Below are 20,965 nucleotides of genomic sequence, written 5' to 3' on the forward strand. Positions count from 1 at the left end.
AAGGGATGAGGTTTTTTCTTTTTATCGTTGAATGCGTTTTTTGCTGTCATGAAAAACACTTGCGTTGGTTGCGCAATCACATAGGAGGAAGAATGAAAATGATCTGGAAGAAGCGTTTATTGGTTGCAGCAGGAGTGATTGGGTTGACCCTTTCTGGCTGCACGACAACAGGAAATACCGAGGGATCAGAGGCTGAAACTAACGGTGCGCCGAATCAAGCGATTGCGGTGAGTCTACCAGCTGAGCTGACGACTCTCGATACGACCCAAACGACGGATAAAGCAACGTTTACCATCGTACAACATTTATTCGAAGGGCTTTATCGTTTCGATGAAAACAGTGAACCAGTTCCAGGCTTGGCAGAAGGAGTCGAAATCAGTGAAGATGGCAAAACCTATACCTTTACTTTGCGAGACGATGCGAAGTGGAGCAATGGCGAAGCGATCACTTCGGCTGACTTTGCTTATGCGTGGAAAAAGTTAGTTGATCCAGCAACGATGGGACCAAATGCCTATTTGTTGGATAATGTAGTCAATAGTAAAGACATTCGTGAAGGCAATGCAGAGGTAGAAACGATTGGTCTGGAAACCCCAGATGACGCGACCTTTATCGTGCAGTTGGAGCAGCCGCAGCCTTCCTTTTTATCCTTGATTTCCATCGGTTGGTTGGCACCGCAAAATCAAGCCTTTGTTGAAGAAAAAGGCGAGACCTATGCCCGGACAAGTGAAGATTTGTTGTATTCTGGTCCCTTTACTTTAACCGATTGGCAACAGACAGGAGACGAGTGGACGCTAGTGAAAAACGACCAATACTACGATGCTGATGTCGTTCAATTGGAGGAAATCAAAGGCTCCACCATCAAAGAAGAAAATACGGGGATCCAATTGTTTGAAAGCGGCGACCTGGATTTGCAAAAAATCAGCGGAATCTATGTTCAACAATACGGGGACAATGAAGAGCTAGTTACGCAAAACGATGTGGCGAACTTTTTCTTAGACTTCAATAAAACCGCCAACGATGCTTTAGCAAATGTTCATGTGCGTAAAGCGATCGCGTTGGCGATCGACAAAGAAAGTCTCGTGGATAATGTGTTGAACGATGGAGCGAAAGTTTTAAATGGATTGATCCCTACCGGCTTAGCAGCGAATCCAAATACTGGCGAAGATTTTCGAGCATATAGCGGTGATTATAATCTGTATGATTTAGAGGCTGCCAAGGAAGAGTGGGAAAAAGCCCAAGCGGAAATTGGCGAAAGTACGACGCTGCGTTTATTAGTGACAGATGATGACAATGGTCAAAAAATCGGGGAGTACTTGCAAAGCCAACTGCAAGAAAACTTGCCAGGCTTGTCGATCTCCATCAACAAACAGCCACGTGCCAGCTTGAATCAATCAAGAGCAAATAGTGATTATGAGCTTTCCGTTTCTGGCTGGATCGCTGGAAGCAGTGACATGGATATGTTCTTTATCTTATACAAAAACGGCGCTTCCTTTAACTACGGCGGCTATATCAATGAAGAATATACGGCGTTGACGGAAGATGCGCGCACCGTTCATGCCAACGACCCCGATCAATATTTTGAAGATTACAAAGCGGCAGAAGAAATTTTGTTGGAACAAGATGCTGCGCAAGTCCCTCTTTACCAAAGTGCTTCAAATTATTTGATCAAATCAAATGTTAAAGACATTCAATTCCCAGCTTATGGTGCGCATTTCTTTTTCCGCACCGCCTATGTTAGTGAATAAGGGGAAAAATAGTTGAATGAAACGCGCATGTTTATTTGATGAACATGCGCGTTTTGCAACAAAAAAAGCAGTTCAGAAAGCTGAACTGCTAAATGCGGAAGATGGGAGTTGAACCCACACGAGATAAACTCACACGCGCCTGAAGCGTGCGCGTCTGCCATTCCGCCACTTCCGCATAAGATAAAGATAATCCTTTCTAGGAAGAAATGCAAGTCCAATCTCACAAAAAGGAGCCCGCCAGCGGGGACTGGCGGGATAGGAGTAAAAATGAAAAAGTGTTAGGGTTGTTTGTTGGTATACATTTATAATAGCGGGAAAATGTGAAAAAAAATTGACGAATCAAACAGAATTCTGAGAAGAAATCGCCAAGAAAAAGTGAAACCATCTAAAACAGTCAGAAGACAAAAAGGAGCCCGCCAGCGGGGACTGGCGGGAAGGAGTAAAAATGAAAAAGTGTTAGGGTTGTTTGTTGGTATGTATTTATAATAGCGGGAAAATGTGAAAAAATATTGACGAATCAAACAGAATTCTGAGAAGAAATCGCCAAGAAAAAGTGAAACCAGATAAAACGGTCAGAAGACAAAAAGGAGCCCGCCAGCGGGGACTGGCGGGAAGGAGTAAAAATGAAAAAGTGTTAGGGTTGTTTGTTGGTATACAGGTATCATACCGAGAAAATATGAAGAATTTTCGAGTGAAATTTAGAAATTGCGTGAATCTTTTGACAAATTATGGCTTCTGTTTGAATTTTTTCTTAAAAGAGAATTGACAAAAGGCACAAGCTTTGATAATTTTAATGAAACAAAATGCAAACGCGATGAAAAAGAAAGTAGAATCACGGGCGTTGTCTAGCAGAGAGTTCCAGCAGGTGAGAAGGAACGACAACAAATGATTTGAAAATGACTTTGGAGCGGATTTTCTGACTAATTAGGAAAATACGGTTGCCCCGTTAACAAGCGACAGTCTCCGAGTGTTTTCGGGTACTGAATGAGGTGAGGCCTGTGAAGGCTTTACAGATTAAGGTGGTACCGCAGGTGATGCCCTTAGCTTTGGCTAAGGGCTTTTTTTGTGTCTGTAGGGTCAGCTGTTTCATGCGAAGGTTTTGTTGAAAAGGAGAAAGGTTGTTGGGAGGAGAGAAAATGCACAAATTAGTGGTTCAAACCGATTTTGGTTTGCAAGATGGAGCGGTCAATGCGATGTACGGGGTAGCCTATCAAGTGGCACCAGAGCTGGTCATTGCGGATTTGACTCATGAGATCGAGCCATACAACATTCATGACGCCAGCTATCGCCTGCTGCAAAGCGTCACCTATTGGCCAGCAGGAACAGTCTTTGTTTCAGTGGTCGATCCTGGCGTAGGGTCTGATCGACGAAGTGTGGTTGCCAAGCTGGCGACCGGGCAGTTGGTTTTGACACCAGATAACGGCACCCTGACCTATTTAGCGACTTATATCGGAATCGCTGAACTTCGGGTGATCAATGAGGCAACTGAGCGCTTGGCAGGATCAGCCGAAAGCCATACGTTTCATGGTCGGGATGTTTATATGTATAATGCCGCTCGGCTCGCCAGCGGTGCCATCAGCTTTGAAGAGCTAGGAACACCTGAACCTAAAGAAGCGATCCAAGTTTTTGCCATTGAAAAGCCAAGCCAAACAGCTGAAACGATCACAGGGACGATCGATATTCTCGATATCCGCTTTGGTTCGTTGTGGACGAATATTCCCCACACGTTCTTTAAGCAATGGCAGGTCCAATACAATGAGTCGCTGCTCGTCAGTATCTACTACCAAGATACCCTGCGTTATCAAGAAGAAGTGCGTTTCGGACGCTCCTTTGCGCAAGTGGCAGAACAAGAACCCGTCTTATATGTCAATTCCTTGCTGAATATCGGTTTAGGGCTCAACTTGGCTTCATTTGCTGAAACCTATAAAATCGGCACTGGCACAAATTGGAAAATTACCCTCAAAAAAAGGAGAAATGAAAAATGAATCAATCAAAATTTACAGTAAAACACATTGTTGCAATCGGTATCGGTGCCGCGGTCTTTTTCGTCTTAAAACGTTTCGTCACGATTCCGACGGGTTTCCCAAATACAGATATCGCCACAGCCTATCCTTTCTTGGCGCTATTAGGCGTTGTCTACGGTCCGATCGTGGCTGGTTTAGCAGGCTTTATCGGTCATGCTCTAGGAGATTTAACGACTTATGGTCCATGGTGGTCTTGGATCGCCGCCTCTGGGATCTTAGGGGTGTTCTTTGGACTTTTGACTCGTTGGATTCCAATCCAGCAAGGAACCTTTGGCGCTAAAGAAATTCGGACCTTCTTGATCGGTGAAACGATCGCAAATTTGGTCGTCTGGGTGATCATTGCCCCGATCGGGGATATTTTGTTCTATGGCGAACCAGCGAACAAAGTCTTTACGCAAGGAGTCATTGCGGGATTGACCAATGCAGTCGTAACTGGGATAATCGGAGTGATCCTGCTAAAAGCCTATGCCCAAACCAAAATCAAAAAAGGCAGCTTGAGCAAGGAATCCTAACCAAAGAAATGTGTGAAGGCTAAAAATGAAACAAAAAATCATTCAATTTACGAATTTTTCTTTCCAATATGATGCACAAGCGGAACCGACCTTGAAAAACATCGATCTAACGATCTATGAAGGAGAAAAAGTCCTGATCGTCGGTGCCAGCGGTTCTGGCAAAAGTACATTAGGAAAATGTTTGAACGGTTTGATCCCGCAAAACGACAAAGGCAGTAGTACTGGAGAATTGACGATCGGTACCAATGCCTTTGGGCAAGCTTCCATCTACGAGCTGTCTTTGACCGTCGGCACGGTGCTGCAAGACACCGATAGCCAATTTGTAGGCTTGACCGTAGCAGAAGATATCGTATTTTCATTGGAAAACGATCAGCGCAGTCAAGCAGTGATGCAAGAGGCGCTGCGTTTTTGGGCAGAAAAGACTGACTTAATGGATCATTTGGCGAAAAAACCGCAGGAATTATCGGGTGGCCAAAAGCAACGTGTTTCAATGGCAGGTGTTTTGATCGATGAAACACCGATTCTACTGTTTGATGAGCCGCTAGCCAACTTGGATCCGCAAACAGGTGTGGAAGCTATCAAAATGATCGACCAGCTGTATCAAGAGAAGCGTTTTACCACCATCATCATTGAACATCGCTTAGAAGAAGTGTTAGCCGCTGCTGTCGATCGCATCATCGTGATGGAAGAAGGCCGCATCCTTGCCGACAGTACACCGAATGAACTATTAAAAACGGACATGCTACAGCAAGTCGGCATTCGTGAACCGCTGTATTTAGCCGCCTTAAAAAAAGCGGGGGTTCCCGTGACCGACGCTGCTGATTTGGTCGCGGTAGAAGCATTTGCATCACCTGAGATTGCCGAAAAACTGACTCAGTTTCAAGAAAAATTTCCGAAACCGGCGCTTCCTAGCCACCAGCCGCCGTTGTTGCAAGCAAAAAATCTATCGTTTTCCTACCAAGTGGGCAAACCTATTTTGCAGGCACTGGATTTTACCATCCATCAAGGAGAAATGATTAGTTTGGTCGGGCATAATGGTGCAGGAAAATCGACCTTGTCCCATTTGATTACCGGCTTTTTGACTCCGACTTCTGGCAAATTACTTTGGCAAGGAGCAGACATGAGCAATGATTCCATCAAAGAACGAGCGCAAAAAATCGGGTATGTGTTGCAAAACAGCAATCAAATGCTGTCAAAAAACTTCCTGTTTGACGAAGTTGCCTTAGGCTTGCGCAACCGAAACGTTCCAGAGGCTGAAATCACAGAAAAAGTTCACCAGACCTTGAAAATTTGTGGTCTTTATCCGTTTCGCTCATGGCCATTGTCAGCACTAAGTCATGGGCAAAAACGCCGAGCCGCCATTGCAGCGATCCTCGTCTTAGATCCTGAACTCATTTTATTGGATGAGCCGACAGCGGGACAAGACTATCGCCATTACACCGAAATGATGCAATTCTTACAGGAGTTGAACCAGCGGGGATTAACGATCGTTATGATCACCCACGATATGCATTTGATGTTGGAGTATACACAGCGGACGATCGTTTTGACACAAGGAACGATTTTGCTGGACGCACCGCCAGAAGTTGTTTTAGCAGACAAACAAGTGGTGAGTGCCGCGAACCTCAAAGAAACCAGCTTGTACACACTGGCGACCCTTAACCAGCTGACAGATCCCGCCGCTTTTACTGCCGCCTTCATTGCCAGCGAGAAGGAGGAACACGATGGAAAGTAATCTAATCGGTTATCTTGACCGCAAAACGTGGATTCACCAATTAAGCGGTGCCGCAAAACTGATTTGTTTTTTGCTGCTATCCGTCATCGGGATGATCTCTTATGATACGCGTTTTCTCATTGGACTGGCATTGTTTTCGGTCTTTCTATTTGCCAGTGCTGGAATTCGCTACCGAGATATCGCTTTTGTATTGAAATTTATCATCTTCTTTTCGCTTTTGAATTTGGTGGCGGTCTATCTTTTCGCACCAGAATATGGGGTGGAGATCTACGGTACGCGCCACGTGATTTTCGAAGGGATCGGTCGGTATACATTGACCCAAGAGCAAGTGTTTTATGAGCTGAATCTGTTGATCAAATATTTTGTCACGATTCCCCCAGGGTTGATTTTCCTGTTTACCACCAATCCTAGTGAGTTGGCGTCCAGCATCAACCGCATCGGGATTTCCTACAAGATCGCCTATGCAGTCGCACTGGCTTTGCGTTACATTCCCGATATTCAAGATGATTTTCGGACCATTGCCAAAGCGCAGCAAGCACGGGGCGTGGAGCTTTCTAAAAAAGCACCTTTGCGCAAGCGAGTGGCAGGCAATGTCGCGATCGCGATTCCTTTGATTTTTTCCAGCTTGGAACGGATCGACCATATTTCTGCTGCCATGGAGCTAAGAAGGTTTGGCAAGCACAAGCAGCGTACCTGGCTGAAAGCTAAGCCGATCCAAGGCAAAGATCTCTTGGCGATTGCTGTCGTTTGTTTGATCGTGGCGCTCGGATTGTCCTTGATGGTCCTTAATGGCGGACGTTTCTACAATCCGTTTCGTTAACAAATCACCCCATGAAAACTTAAAAAACGGACGCATTGTCAATAATGAAAGTGGGACGGATGAGTCAACTCTGATTTATCCGTCCCAGAAATGATCGAGCCAAAAAACGCAGGATAGTCAGTCAATTGACTTTAGCGAGTGCTACAATTGCTAAAGTCAGTTGCTACTAGGTCTGCGTTTTTTTGCCGCAAAAAAAAGGAGCCCGCCAGCGGGGACTGGCGGGATAGGAGTAAAAATGAAAAAGTGTTAGGGTTGTTTGTTGGTATGTATTTATAGTAACGGGAAAATGTGAAAAAAATAGGAAGAGAAAGCAATAGAAGTGTGTCAATCTGTTGATGATTTTCGTAAAACATTCCAGCGTAACCCTTTTAGATGTTTGATTGACGGAAACGCGAAATAAGGCTACACTGATGGCATCAAAGCAGTACAAGGAGGGGACAGGATGGATGCCATTACGATCAACGGACTAAGCAAACAATACAACAAGAAGTACGCCATCGAGAACGTATCATTGCAAGTGGCAGAAGGAGAGATTTTTGGCTTTATCGGACCAAATGGTGCGGGAAAATCAACGACCATCAAAGTATTGTTGAATTTTATCAAACCAGATGCAGGACAGGCGGCGATTTTTGGACGAGATTGCCAAAAAGCAGCCAAAGAGATCAAAACGTTTACTGGGTATGTTTCCAGTGATGTACGGTTTTATTCAAAAATGACGACAGCAGAACTACTGGCATTTACGGCAGATTTTCATCAAGTCAAGCAGCCAAAAAAAGAGATTGAGGAGTTGATGGAGCTTTTTCAAATTGATCCCAATAAATCGATCGCAGAACTTTCTTTAGGGAACAAGAAAAAAGTCGGGCTTGCGAGCGCCTTGATTGCACAACCGAGAATGTTGATTTTAGATGAACCGACCAATGGCTTAGATCCCTTGATCCAAAAACGGCTGTTTGAAGAGCTTCTCAGAAGAAACAAACAGGGGATGACGATTTTTCTATCCAGTCATGATCTGCATGAAATTCAGACCTATGCCCATCGGACCGCCTTCATTCGTGAAGGACAGATCATCACCGTGAAAGAACTGAGTGAGGAAGAAAATTTCGGCAAAGTTGTAACGCTCACGAATGAGGATAGCCTCTCATTAGCCGGCTTGGAAAATGTACAGGTTCTTGCTCAGGAATCACATACCGTGCGTTTTTTCTATCAAGGGGACATGAATCAGCTGGCACATTTTCTAACCAATCCTGCCATTAAAGAGTTCACGATCGAACACCCAACCCTTGAACAGCAATTTATGCTCCTGTATGAAGGAGGTTCTCAAAAATGACTTTAATGAAAATCGATCTTAAAAATACCTTCAAAGGCTGGCTAGTCTGGGCGATCCTTTTTGCAGCAATCATTTTTGCATTTACGGCTATCTATCCTCAAATGATCACGCCAGAAATGAAAACGTCGTTAGACCAGATGTTGGGCTCTTTCAGCCCAGAATTACTAGGCATCTTTAACATCCAACTGACAGGACCCTCAAGTTTGGTTTCTCCAACAGGTTTTTTCGGGTACTACTTTCAATACTTATTTATTGCTGCGTGTATTTATGGGATGCTTTTAGGCTTGAACAGCCTGATCACTGAAGAATCAGAAGGAACGATCGAGTATTTATATGCTCAGCCTATTAGCCGCAGAGAAATCGTTGGGTGGAAGTTCCTCGCTCGATTGTTGTTGCTGACTGGCTTTTGGCTGATTGCTTATGGCAGTAGTCTGGCCTCATTTGCTTTGTTCAAACTACCTGAAGATGACCTGTCCGCTTTTATAGAAGAAATCAGCAAAATCTTCGTTGCCGAGTATGGTGTCTTAGTCTTTTTCCTCTGTCTAGGTTTCTTTTTATCCACGATCTTGCGTTCCAGCAAACAAACCGCCAGCGTCGGCTTAGGCTGCGTGTTCGGTCTGTATTTGCTCGGCATCGTGGGGGAACTCTACGATAAATTGGAATGGCTGGCAGGACTTTCACCCGTCCGCATGGCATTACCCGTCCAACTCATGGATAACGGCGCGACATCAGTCCTATGGGTACTGCTGCTCGGTATCATCTGTTTCTTTGGCACCTTTTCCCGTTATGAGCGTAAAGACTTGCAAGTCTGAGTATATCAATCAAAAGACAAAAAAGAGCCTGTCAGCGGGGACTGACAGGCAAAGGAGTAAAAATGAAAAAGTGTTAGGGTTGTTTGTTGGTATGCTTATATAATAGACTCGAAATGTGAAAAAAGTATGACGAAGCAGGCACGTTTTTGCGAAAAAATCGTTGCGAAAGTTAAGAAAGCGTAAAGCGTTCCTTCATCAAAAGGCTTGAAAGGGCAACAAGAACCTAAAATCACTCCGAAGCAGCAGGCGGTTCATGCTGTTTCGGAGTGATTTTTTAGTTGAAGCTACTTGCTCAAATCAAGGCTATCGACGTTAAAGGTGTCGCCATGTGCTAAGTCACCATAACGATAGCCACGGTTAAACCAGTCCACGCGTTGCTGCGATGTGCCGTGCGTAAAACTATCTGGAACAACGTAGCCTTGGTATTCTTTTTGCAGCGTATCATCTCCGATAGCATTGGCAGCCGTGATCGCTTCTTGAATGTCGCCAGCTTCTAAGATCGGTTGTCCTTGATAGGTTTCGCCTTGCAAGTATTTCGCAAAAGTACCAGCTAAGTAGTCAGCTTGCAGTTCCAAACGAACGCTGTACTGATTGTATTCCTTCTCTGAAACTTGCTGGCGGATTTTTTCCAATTGTTGGGTGATCCCCAGCTCATTTTGCACATGATGACCGACTTCATGGGCGATGACATAGGCCATTGCGAAGTCGCCGCTTGCGCCATATTTATCGGAAAGCTCATTGGCAAAGCTAAGATCAAGGTACACATTCTCATCTGCTGGGCAATAAAACGGACCAACCTGTGACGTGGCATAGCCGCATGCCGACTGTACGCTTCCCGTAAATAATACGAGTGTCGGGTCTTGATAGGTTTCTTGCCGCTCTTGAAAAACGTCTTGCCAGTAATCTTCTAAGTAGCCGAACACGACTGCGGAAAATTCTTTTTCCTCCGTGTATTCACTAGTGCCCACATTTTCTGTCTGGTAATTGGCTGCTTGACCGCTGCCACCCAAGACATCCGGCAGCGAACTTAAATCACCACCGCTAAACAGGAAAAATAAAACAGCGATGATCACCGTACCGATCCCGCCACCAGCAGCCAACATCCCGCCTGAGCCAGATGATCGCCCCGTTCGATCATCGACATTCCTGCTTTGTCTACCCCCACGCCATTTCATGTTATCTCCTCCTATATAAATCCTAGCTTAATTATAAGAGAAAGGCGGCAGATTGTGAAAAAAAGCGCCTTGAAATTGTTATAAAATGCCTGCAGGAGCCTTAAAAATCAAAGTGTACACTCCTTTTAATCATTCTTTAATCTAACAATTAGCCTTCTAATTTGGTACAGTAGCAATAAAATAGAGGTAGAGGGTGAGCGTATGAAAATGAATTATTCGGGGACATCGGAACGAAGGATTTTGATTTTTAAACGGTTGATTGCTGGCGAGCACCTCAGCTATCAGCAGTTAGCAGAGGATTATTTCGTTTCCCGCAGCAGCATTGCAAAAGATATTTCTTATTTAAAAGAACTGTTTCAAAAAGAAAGCTTGCGCCTGAGATTTGATAATTCAGGTACATTTTTTGAAGGAAGTGAATCCCAGATCCATCGAGTGCTGAAACGCTTTTGCTTAATGATGCTGGATCAACCAGCGGCGTTTTCCTTGTTGGTGGAACCTGAGAAATACCAGGAAGTAAATCAGGCCTTTCGTCGAGCGTTAGTGGAAAAACAAGTGGAAATGCCCGACAGCTATACTCAAAGTATCGTCCTTTCCATCGTGCTGCTGATCGAGCGGGCGAGTCATGCGGAAAACTTAGTGATTGAAGAAAATCGCCAAGTGGGGAAGCTGTTTTTGGAGTTCGACAAATATCCGTTAGTCTATGAGCTACTGAAAGAAATCGAAGAACAACACATTTATCAATTTTCACCAAAAGAAGTGCAATATCTAACCTACCTGATCGTCGGTAGCGGCTTGAAATTTTTTATGAAAAGTGAAAAAGTTCCTTTCGTCTTTCGGGGAAAAGTGCGCAACTTGATTCAAAAAATCAGCGAAGGCTTAGGCACCGACTTGACCCAAGACAATCGATTGGAAGAAGATGTGACGATCCATCTGTATCAACTACTGCTGCGGATCGAAGCGCAAACCACAGTCATCAACCCTTTGTTAGAGGAAATCAAACAAAACTATCCTGCCTTGTATGGCGTGGTCTGGTTCTCGCTCCATGATTTCTTGAAAGCGTATCAAGTGGGGATCTCTGATGATGAGATCGGATTTGTCACGATCCATTTTCAAGCAGCAATCGAGCGAATGCGCCGCATGAACAAAATCATTTTTGTTTGTCCCAATGGCGTCGGCACTAGCTCGTTTGTCTCTGCGAAAATTCGTCGCATTCTGCCAGAGATCGACAGTATCGAAACCGTTTCAGTAGAAAAATTAAAGCAGATGGACATCTCGGCGATCGATTTTATTATTTCAACCATCGATCTCGTCGGGATTCAAAAACCTGTGGTGCGGATCTCGCCTATGGTGACCAATCGCGACATGAAGCGGATCATGAATCACTACATCGATTTAGTCATCGATAATGAGGCGGCGGTCGATCAAAATGGTTTACTTCTTCAAGCCCAATCGATGATCCAGCCAACGGTCTTTTTCGAGCGATTTGCCAGCAAAACAGAAGCCATCAATTTTCTGATCGAACAAACCCCTTTTAGTGATGAAAAACGAAAAGCGCAGTTTCAGCAATCCGTCATTGAAAGAGAGCAGCTACAATCAACCTATTTAGATAATGGCTTTGCCATCCCTCATGGCAATCCGAATTATGTCGAAAAAACAGCCATCTCGATTTTGCTTTTGGATCAGCCAGTAGAATGGGGCAACCAAAAAGCCGACATCATTATTTTATTGATGGTCCGAGAGGATGAGACGCAAAAGGTGGAACCAATGATGAAATTGATCATGCAAGGAATCGAAAACAAAGAATGGTTCCTATCAAAAATGTTGGAGGTTAAATCAGAATGAAAGTGAAGGATTCTTTGCCTGAAAAGCATATACAAACGGATGAGAAAGTGACAGATTGGCGCTCAGCCGTAAAATTAGCCAGCCAGCCCTTGCTGGATGAAGCGCTGATCACGTCAGAATACATCGAAGCGATGATTCAAAGTGTGGAAGAAAATGGTCCTTACATGGTGTTGGCGGATTACTTTGCCCTGATGCATGCCCGTCCTGGAGAAGGGGTTTTGGAACAAAGTATTAGCCTTTTAGTAACGAAACAGCCCATCGATCTTGAGGGCAAACCGGTGCGGATATTTCTTGTCTTAGCCGCCGCAGATAGTGAAAGCCATCTAGAAAGCTTGAAAGAGATCATGGCGATCTTTATGGATGAAGAAAAATACAACGTGATATTAAATGGCGATCGGGAACAAATTTGTCAATTATTCCAATAGGAGGAAAAGGATATGAAAATTTTAGCAGTATGTGGATTTGGTGTAGGAAGCTCAATGGTATTGAAGATGACGATCGACAAGGTGATCAAAGAGTTAGGGTTGACGGCAACTGCCGAGAATACTGATTTATCGACGGCAAAAGCGACACCAGCAGATGTTTATTTTACGAGTAATGAATTATTGAATGAGTTAAAAGCATCCGTTAAAGCACCCGTTTATTCAATCAAAAAGTATATGGATAAAGAAGAAGTCAAACAGCAAATGGAAAAATTTTTAGCTGAAAGAGAGGGATAATCATGAATTTTGTCACGGATTATATTTTAAAAAATCCGCCAGTCCTACTGGGGATCATTGCCATGATTGGGTTATTGGTACAAAGAAAACCTTTTGCAGAAGTCGTCAAAGGAACCTTAACAGCTTCCTTCGGGATGGTGGCATTGACGGCTGGGGTAAATATGTTGGTGGGAACGATCGCACCGATCAATGCAGCGGTTCAAACCCAATTAGGCGTTGCTGTGTCAGATGGGCTCTCTGACATCACCTTTACGGCAGAATACGGCGGAACAGTAGGATTAGCGATGTTTTTCGGACTTGTCATTCATTTATTGATTGCTCGCTTTACACCTGTGAAGACGATTTTCCTCACCGGTCACATGTTGTGGTGGTTCCCATTTGTCATCGTCGCTGGGGGCGTTGAAGGCGGACTTACTGGAATCCCACTGTTGATCTTAGGGGCGGTTCTATCTGCTTGCTACTGGTCCTTCATGCCATGGATCATGCGTAAATATGTATGGGATGCCACAGGCGACGATTCATTTTTGATCGGTCATCCAACGGGGATCTTGTCATTGGTTTCAGGCTTTGTTGCAAAACGGGTCGGAAACAAAGAAAAATCGACGGAAGATTTGAAAGTGCCAGAAAATCTCTCGTTTTTCCGTGAAATATCGATTACTGGCGCGTTAGTGATGTTTTTGATGAATATCGTTATCGGTTTGATTGCGCCCGTATTAGTTCCTGAAGGGGGCAACTTGGTGATGTTTGCGGTTGATGCTGGCTTGAACTTCGGTGCAGGATTATTGATCATGTTGTATGGGGTACGTCTATTGATCAACCAAATCATTCCCGCCTTTCAAGGGATCGCAGAAAAAGTCGTTCCTGGAGCAAAACCAGCTTTTGATGTACCAATCTTGTTCAACTATCGTCCAAATGCTGTAATCATCGGCTTTATCGTGGCGATGATCACCTCAACGATTTTAGTGATCATTGCCAATACGACCAACGTCTTTGGCATTTTGATCGTTCCTTTAGTCATCACCAGCTTTTTTGAATGTGGCGGTGCTGCGGTGATCGGCGAAGGACAAGGGGGCTTGCGAGGTGCCATTATTGGTACGATCACAGCTTCTGTCGTTATGGTAGCACTCGTTGGGATCTCTGCAGCGATGTTCTCAACGACGATTCAAAACTGGATCTTGATTTTCGGTGGGAACGATTTATCTCTATGGGGCATCCTTGGTGAATTGATCGGCAAGCTGTTTGGAGGGTTTTAAATGTTTCAATACTTTGAAAAAGCAAAAGAACTATTGTCTATTGTAGAAGAAAAAGAAGCACCAGCGATTAAGCAAGCCATTGAATTGCTGACGCAAGCCAACCTGACCAAAAAAGCCATCTACATTTTTGGCGCAAGTCACGCTGGGATCTTAGCTGAAGAGATGTATTATCGAGCAGGTGGCATGATGACCATCAATGCGATCTTTGGAAGAGAACTGATGCTTGATCGCAGCCCAATCACCTTCACTAGTAAAATGGAGCGCTTAGAAGGCTACGGTAGTGCCTTGGCGGCGACCCAACCCTTTACAGCAGGTGATGTGCTAATCTTGCATTCGGTGTCTGGGCGAAACCCAGTTATCATCGATATGGCGCTTCATGCCAAAGAAAAGGGGGTCAAGATCATCGCATTAACGAATCTTACCTATTCGAAAACAGTCACCAGCCGCCATACTTCAAGCTTGCGTTTGTTTGAAACGGCGGATATCGTCATCGACAATCATGGGGAGATTGGCGATGCTGCGTGTACGATTCCTGACGTCGAACAAAAAGTCGGCCCCACATCCACCGTAGTCGGTGCAACAATCTTAAATGCGATCATCGTTGAAGTTTGCCAAAAACTAAAAGAAGCCGGTGTCGACTATCCGCCGATTTTTTACTCAGCGAACCTGGACGGCGGGGATGAATTGAACCAGTCCCTGTTTGAAAAGTACCAAGAAGCGATCCATTATCAGCTGTAAGTCAAGAGTTAGTCGTTCCTTAGCGAAATAAGACGGTCAAAGAAACCATTCAAGACATTTTCTCCTTGCGAGAGAATGTCTTTTTTTTTTGCTTACTTGTTAGAAAAGGGCCGGAGCATAGGGATGAAAAAGCGATTCAAGCAAAGATGGCTTAAACTAGAATTATGTATTTTTTACTTAATAATGGTCTTTAAAAATAAAAATATATAAAATAATAGCTAAAATATGAATAAAATACTACAAAAACGATTGTTGTTTAACTTCCCGCTCGGTATAATTAGCTTGGGAGCTACAGCAAGACAACAAATAATGAATAAAAAATCTACAAACCGTTGATTAGAAAGGAGCAGCTTATGGAGTAGGTAGTGGGTATCGATTTTTCGATAAGAAGGAGAGGAAGAATGTGAAAAAAGAAAAGAGAATGTTAGGTGATAAAAGTTATTGTGAAGAAACAGACAAGCGAAGGAGTCGGAAACTACATAAGTATCTGCTTGTCGGACTGATCGTTGTCCTTGTACTTAATCTATTTCCATTTGGTCGTTATGCTGACAATGTGGTAGAAGCCGTTACTTCTACAGAACAAAAGCAAAATAGTGAAGATGGTATCGAATATACAGAGATTCATTCAGCAGAAGAATTAGATACCTTAATACGTAAGGAACTAAACGGTAATTTTAAGCTAGTTAAGGACATTGATCTATCCGACTATCGTTCTAATACAAATACTGCGAATCAAGGATGGCTACCGATCCCAAACTTTACGGGTGTGTTCAATGGTAATGGCCATACGATCAGTGGGTTGCGGATAAATCGAACAGGTAGTAGTTTTTTAGGTTTATTTGGTTCAGTCAATGGAGCGACAATCAAAAATGTGACCGTTGCACTTGGTGGGGATATCCTAGGATCTTCCGCTGTTGGTGTCATTGCAGGGCGAACGACGCATGTAACAAACAATGGTGCCGTTTTAGAAAACAATCAGGTGATTGGCAACGGGCATACAGTTAGAGCCACGGCGCTGCTTGGGTATGCCGGCGGGCTGATTGGTTATTCTGGAGATAATACACGACTGGAAAACAATCAGGTAGAACATATCAATGTCCTGACAAACGGCGTTAGCAATTACGCCGGAGGACTTGTCGGTGCTGCTCGTAACTCTTCATTATTCGATAATGCAATCAATCGTGCCAAGGTAGAGGCGTATTCCTATGCTGGAGGGATAGCTGGGGTTACTTATGGATACTCTGCTCAGGCGCACAGCAATGGCACATTAGTAACGAAAAACATTGTCGATACTGAAAGCAGCGTACAGGGAAGAGGTTCCTATGCCGGAGGGGCATTTGGGGCAATTTATGAAGGCAGTGAAGTGCGGCAAACACTGACGCATGCGAAAGTAGTCGGCAAAGGGTCCTACAATGGCGGCTTTGCTGGAGTTATTTACGATCGTTCAACGGTTGACCAGTCTGCGGCTTATGGTTCTGTCGAGGCTGTGCGCTATACAGGTGGCTTTGTCGGAGCGTTGTATAACTCGGCCTCTGTAAGTAATTCTTACGCACGAGGAGCAGTGACTGGAACAACCGAACTAGGTGGTTTTGTTGGTACATTCTATGATTCAGCGATCATTGAAAACAGCTATGCAGCGAATACGATCCATACGGATGAAAGAAATCAAGAGCGTGCAGGTGCTTTTGCCGGTCAACATCTTGGCACACGGCAACAATATGCAGGGACGAATTATTTTGATCAGCAAATAGCTGGTATCGCACAAAATTTAAGTAATGCAGGCGGCGAGCAAACGAGTGGTGCTAGACCTCAAGGAAAAGATACGCAAGAATTTTCACAGTCAGGGACATTCGATGGGTGGGACTTTGATGATACTTGGATCATTGATAAGGGCTATCCAGTATTTCAATTTTCCTATAAAGAAACTGACATTCCAAAGGAGATCGAAGAACCCATGATCATTGTTCATACGGCGTTTCCAGAAGGAGAAGTCACTGTCCCATTCATTGACATTGAGTATACAGCAACCCCAACAATAGGCAATGAGATTATAGAAGTCTATGTGAAAATCAACGGTAATTTTGATAGTTATTTGTATCTGAAAGGCGGGAATGGTATTACGCCCAAGGGTGAGTTGGGCACAGGGAGAGTCTTTTTCCGACCGATACAAGGAGAAAATCATATTGAGGTCGTGGCTTTTGATAGTAGTGGTGTGACAGGAAGTTATAAAGTTGATCAGCCTGTGAAAGTGGTGGAACATCCTGTTCCAGATTCACCAAAACCAGAAGAAATTAGTACGGAGTTCTTTTGGGAAGATGAACGCACCTTTGTGAATAATCGCTTCCAGTTATGGCTTACAGGAGCTACCGTTGAGGAAAGAAAAAATGTGACGCCAGAGATGGTTGAAGAAGCACTTGCTTCCATCGATGCCACTTTATTGATCGAACCTGATTGGCTCGGTCAGCTTACTGTTCAAGTGAAAGAAAGTACGGCAGAAGAGCTGATTGAAATGATTGAAAATGTGATAGAAAATTTCCCGGAAGTCTTTGAAGATGGCAATCTTGATACATTAGATGATGCATCAATCAACGAAGTCACCCCTGTGGAAACAATGAGCAATAAGGAATATTTTCCTGACGATCCTTGGTGGAATAACGGTGAATGGGGGCTACGTGCGATTAATTTACCCGAAGCATGGGCGTCATTTGGCACACATGAAAGGGAGAATGTTAAAGTAGGGATTATCGATGATGGTGTATGGGGGGAGCACGAGGATCTACAAATACCAGCTGGAAATATTCAAAATGATCCCAGAGCTAAAACAAATACGGATCTATTTACAGCCGATCATGGTACGCATGTTATGGGAACGATCGGAGCCATTCAAGATAATCAACTAGGAGTTAGTGGAGTAATTAATATTTCACGACAGAATCTTCTTAGTTATAATTCGTTTGATAGGATAGGTTTAGTAAAAAATGACGACGAGGATGGTAGTAAGTCAGAGGTTGAAAGACTTACAACTAGTAGTTTTGCACAAACAAGAGGACTAAACTGGAATGTCGTAAATGGTGCCCAAGTTGTAAACGTGAGTCTTGGTGGGGGAAAAGAAGTGGATCGACTGATGTATCAAAATAGTTTTCTAAACCGTTTCATAAGAACCACACAAAACTTAGTTAGTGCTCAATATGAGTTCATTGTCGTTCATTCTGCTGGGAATAGGGCAATTGATGCTAAGTTCAACCAATCTTTTTCAAATATTGGAGAGGGACACAAGCTCAGAGAACGTATTATAACAGTCGGAGCAACAATGAATGTGAACAATCAAGTTGAAATGTGGAGCCGTTCAAATTATGGAACGATTATAGATGTTGTTGCTCCAGGGCATGATATAAAAAGTGCTTCATCGGTTAGCAAAGACTTATATGTTAATAAAAACGGTACTTCCATGGCAGCACCTCATGTTGCTGGTCTTGCCGCTCTTGTATGGTCGGAAAATCCAGGACTTTCGAGTGCACAAGTTAAAGAGGTCATCACCCAATCTGCAAAAAGGTCTGGCACAGAGGTTAAAGAAACTAGGGCAGATCTTCCTAAACTAACATACTATCAAGTAGATGCTCATGCTGCACTAAGTCAAGCTCGTGGAGTAAATCCAGATATTGATACGGTTCTCATTCGTGGAAAAGTTTGTCTAGAATCTAATGGTCATATGGTCGAAAATGCTCGTGTTCATTTGTATCAGAATAATGAACTATTAGAACGAACATGGACAGATCAAGGGGGAGAGTTTCGATTCCACAATCAAACGCCCGGTCATGATTACCGAATAACAGTGCACTACCCATGGCATGCAGCTGCCAGAATCAATAATCTTTCAACTACTGCTGGCAGTCAAGAAACGAATGTAGGGCTAATTTTCCTCCATGAATCTTCTTATGTAGGAATTGACACTGTCTTTTTATTAGATGATTCTGGCAGTATCAGCGCGAATAATTTTAGGCAGATGACTAATGAAGTACAGGCATTATTTTTAAATGAAGATGCTTTTACGAGTGACGATCGGATTAGCTTGTTTACCTTTAATTCTAGAGTAAATCGACATTTCTCATTTTTAAATCCTTTACTTGCAGCTGAGCGGCTTCCTAGGCAAGTTGGCGGTAGTACTGCATTAAACCAAGCAATTGCGCAAGGTAACCAAGAATTTGAACAGTATGGACGAAAAAACGCAAAAAAAGTAATGGTTGTTCTTACAGATGGACACAATAATATTTCAGGTCCCCCAGAGGCAGAGTTGATCCAACAGGCTAAAGAAAACGATGTAACAATCTTTTCTATAGGGGTGGGGAATAATCTAAATCAACGCTTTCTCGAAAATATTGCAAAAGAAACAGATGGTGAATTCTTCCATATCTCTAACTTCCAACAATTAGCAGAAATTTTTGAAAAAATTCGTTACGAACTATTTGACGAAGATATCCAAAAGCTGCAAATCGAACTTTCAGATACTATTGCTCAAAATCTTCAGACGACCAATGTGGAGTCTGAACGTTTAGTAGCATAGAGTTCTTTTTAAGGAATATGAATTTGTTGTTCATCAAATGGTTATCAATTAGTTTTTTTACTAGTGAAAAATAATCATTTGATGGACATTTTTTATAAACTTCGAAAACCTTAGATGTAAGGAGTGAATTGAATGCAATCAGATAAACGCATAACCTCAATGAGTAAGAAAAAGGCTGATAGAACAGATCCCTTATGTATCATTCTTTGTATTTTATTTATCTATTTCACCATCTGTCACTTTTTAGTTTTACCTGTAAAAGCAGCCGAAGTTTCAGATACTGATTCAATTCAGATAGAAGGCACCTTAGCGGCCATCCTCAACAGCGAAAGGAATACTACAGAACCCACAGAGCCGCTCACTGAACCATTGTTGGAAATCGTCACGGAACTTCCGAATTCAGAATTGATGGTTCCTTTTTTAGAATTGATTTATGCGGTCACACCAAGCGAAGGGCAAACGTTAGAAGAAGTCTATGTCAATGTGAACGGCGAATACGATCAGCACTTGTATAAAAAAAAAGCGGGAGAACCTGAAGTTACAGAGCGAACATTCGGTGAAGCTCGTCTCTTTCTTTCTACCGATGAACAGGAGAGCCGATTTGAATTAGTCGTCGTCGATAGCAGTAATGCAAGGACTCATTATCTCATCCAGCAACCCTTTTGGTTGTCAGAAAACCCCGAACCGTCATCACCGACTATCGCTGATGTAACGACGGAAGATTATTATGGGAAAGAAGTGACCTTTATTAATAATCGGGTCCATCTCCAATTGAACCATGAGACTTATACGCAAAAAAATGATGAAGGGTTCGAAACGATGCTTGACCTTGTTCTTGATGAATTTTCCTACTACGATATGGAGCTGGTCGCTGGACCAGACAGAAATGATCGAGTAGTGGTTCAGTTGAAGCAAACCTCGTATGAGGAACTGGGCAGACTTATTTCTGATTTGAATCTTTTCACACGTGATGTGATTGCCAATGGGAGGAGAGAGGAAATCGATTTAGCAGCGGCTGAACGTCTCCCAAAAACAGAGGAACCTGTCAATCGTTCTGTAGAATTCACACCAGAGATGCTAAAAATCGGCTGGGTACCGGGTTTGTTTTTCCGAAGATATCAGGACAATGTGGTAGGTTTCAAGCTGCATGAAGAAACCACATTTTTAAGTCCAGAATCATTTCCTGAAACTTATCTTAGCAAGGCACTGATAAAAGAAAAAATCGATGAAGCTGTTGCAACGATTGGCGGCGTTCGTTTAGAAGAAAATCGACCTTCCTATCCTTATGTGGAAGTAGGCGTTGCAGGAAATACCCCAAGGAATTTAGTGAAAAAAGGGCAACAACTACTAACTGATTATCCCGAAGTCTTTTCAAAAGGGTATGTAATAATCAGAGAAAGTCAAAAACTTCATAGTGTGCCAGATGTCTATCTACGACGATGGCGTGTTATGAGCACCTTTGAAGAACGGAACTATCCTATCTGGGCGACCATCAATAGGAATGGCACAGTATCATCCATATACAAAATGGGCTTAAGAGGGCTGCCGACTATCGTGAAACTACTAGGAGGCGCCGGTCTATTTTGTGGCATTCTGAGTTTCGCCATCTTCATTTACCGAAAAAGACCTCCTCGCAAGAAACACGAGTTTTGGGGATAACGTTCATTGATGGGCATGTGAAAATTCCTTTCAAGCTGAAGGA

At 43.4% G+C, this 20,965-nt stretch carries 15 protein-coding genes, 1 tRNA gene and 1 other annotated feature; of the genes, 14 read left to right on the forward strand and 2 right to left on the reverse strand.

Translation table 11 applies throughout. The features are described from left to right. Positions 1–92: 92 nt before the first annotated feature. Positions 93–1,745, forward strand: a complete 1,653-nt coding sequence (locus ACTW1R_RS04750; RefSeq protein WP_270290839.1) for a peptide ABC transporter substrate-binding protein — start codon at positions 93–95, stop codon at positions 1,743–1,745. A 93-nt stretch (positions 1,746–1,838) separates the two neighbouring features. Here the strand turns inward: ACTW1R_RS04750 and ACTW1R_RS04755 are convergent. Beyond that, positions 1,839–1,920: transfer RNA gene (locus tag ACTW1R_RS04755), tRNA-Leu, on the reverse strand. A 630-nt stretch (positions 1,921–2,550) separates the two neighbouring features. Beyond that, positions 2,551–2,790: a binding site (T-box leader), on the forward strand. 91 nt (positions 2,791–2,881) lie between these two features. Here ACTW1R_RS04755 and ACTW1R_RS04760 point away from each other — a divergent pair. From ACTW1R_RS04760 to ACTW1R_RS04785, 6 genes are all read left to right on the forward strand, one after another. Continuing rightward, a complete protein-coding gene (locus ACTW1R_RS04760) occupies positions 2,882–3,730 on the forward strand; it encodes an SAM hydrolase/SAM-dependent halogenase family protein (protein ID WP_005225399.1) in 849 nt (282 codons plus the stop codon). After that, positions 3,727–4,281 (forward strand): ECF-type riboflavin transporter substrate-binding protein, encoded by a 555-nt coding sequence (locus ACTW1R_RS04765; protein WP_489927472.1) that lies wholly within the window; start codon positions 3,727–3,729, stop codon positions 4,279–4,281. The genes ACTW1R_RS04760 and ACTW1R_RS04765 overlap by 4 nt, the downstream gene beginning before the upstream one ends. A gap of 25 nt (positions 4,282–4,306) precedes the next feature. After that, the gene (locus ACTW1R_RS04770; RefSeq protein WP_271814435.1) at positions 4,307–6,016 is read left to right on the forward strand and encodes an ABC transporter ATP-binding protein; all 1,710 of its coding nucleotides are present in this window, start codon (positions 4,307–4,309) and stop codon (positions 6,014–6,016) included. After that, positions 6,006–6,836, forward strand: coding sequence for an energy-coupling factor transporter transmembrane component T family protein (locus ACTW1R_RS04775; protein WP_005225404.1), 831 nt, complete (start codon positions 6,006–6,008; stop codon positions 6,834–6,836). The genes ACTW1R_RS04770 and ACTW1R_RS04775 overlap by 11 nt, the downstream gene beginning before the upstream one ends. A 442-nt stretch (positions 6,837–7,278) precedes the next feature. Further along, on the forward strand, positions 7,279–8,163 hold the full coding sequence (locus tag ACTW1R_RS04780; protein WP_270290842.1) for an ABC transporter ATP-binding protein: 885 nt from the start codon (positions 7,279–7,281) through the stop codon (positions 8,161–8,163). Further along, on the forward strand, positions 8,160–8,975 hold the full coding sequence (locus tag ACTW1R_RS04785) for a DUF2705 family protein (RefSeq protein ID WP_086294801.1): 816 nt from the start codon (positions 8,160–8,162) through the stop codon (positions 8,973–8,975). The genes ACTW1R_RS04780 and ACTW1R_RS04785 overlap by 4 nt, the downstream gene beginning before the upstream one ends. Before the next feature lie 284 nt (positions 8,976–9,259). Here ACTW1R_RS04785 and ypfJ read toward each other — a convergent pair whose 3' ends face one another. Then, positions 9,260–10,150, reverse strand: a complete 891-nt coding sequence (ypfJ, locus tag ACTW1R_RS04790; protein WP_081117419.1) for a KPN_02809 family neutral zinc metallopeptidase — start codon at positions 10,148–10,150, stop codon at positions 9,260–9,262. Positions 10,151–10,351: 201 nt separating this feature from the next. Here ypfJ and ACTW1R_RS04795 point away from each other — a divergent pair, with 201 nt between their 5' ends. From ACTW1R_RS04795 to ACTW1R_RS04825, 7 genes are all read left to right on the forward strand, one after another. Beyond that, complete coding sequence (locus tag ACTW1R_RS04795; RefSeq protein ID WP_271814430.1) at positions 10,352–11,992, forward strand: BglG family transcription antiterminator; 1,641 nt, start codon at positions 10,352–10,354, stop codon at positions 11,990–11,992. After that, complete coding sequence (locus ACTW1R_RS04800; RefSeq protein WP_271814428.1) at positions 11,989–12,417, forward strand: PTS sugar transporter subunit IIA; 429 nt, start codon at positions 11,989–11,991, stop codon at positions 12,415–12,417. The genes ACTW1R_RS04795 and ACTW1R_RS04800 overlap by 4 nt, the downstream gene beginning before the upstream one ends. A gap of 12 nt (positions 12,418–12,429) precedes the next feature. Continuing rightward, complete coding sequence (locus tag ACTW1R_RS04805) at positions 12,430–12,711, forward strand: PTS sugar transporter subunit IIB (protein ID WP_271814426.1); 282 nt, start codon at positions 12,430–12,432, stop codon at positions 12,709–12,711. A 2-nt stretch (positions 12,712–12,713) separates the two neighbouring features. Next, the gene (gene ulaA, locus ACTW1R_RS04810; protein ID WP_142967068.1) at positions 12,714–13,964 is read left to right on the forward strand and encodes a PTS ascorbate transporter subunit IIC; all 1,251 of its coding nucleotides are present in this window, start codon (positions 12,714–12,716) and stop codon (positions 13,962–13,964) included. Next, positions 13,965–14,702, forward strand: coding sequence for an SIS domain-containing protein (locus ACTW1R_RS04815; protein WP_271814424.1), 738 nt, complete (start codon positions 13,965–13,967; stop codon positions 14,700–14,702). A 403-nt stretch (positions 14,703–15,105) separates the two neighbouring features. Beyond that, positions 15,106–19,263 carry a S8 family serine peptidase gene (locus ACTW1R_RS04820; protein ID WP_271814849.1) on the forward strand — a complete coding sequence of 1,386 codons (4,158 nt, stop codon included), beginning with the start codon at positions 15,106–15,108 and terminating at the stop codon, positions 19,261–19,263. A gap of 132 nt (positions 19,264–19,395) precedes the next feature. Further along, positions 19,396–20,922 carry a hypothetical protein gene (locus ACTW1R_RS04825; RefSeq protein WP_271814850.1) on the forward strand — a complete coding sequence of 509 codons (1,527 nt, stop codon included), beginning with the start codon at positions 19,396–19,398 and terminating at the stop codon, positions 20,920–20,922. Positions 20,923–20,965 lie beyond the last annotated feature (43 nt).

Source organism: Enterococcus sp. R12, assembly GCF_058135755.1.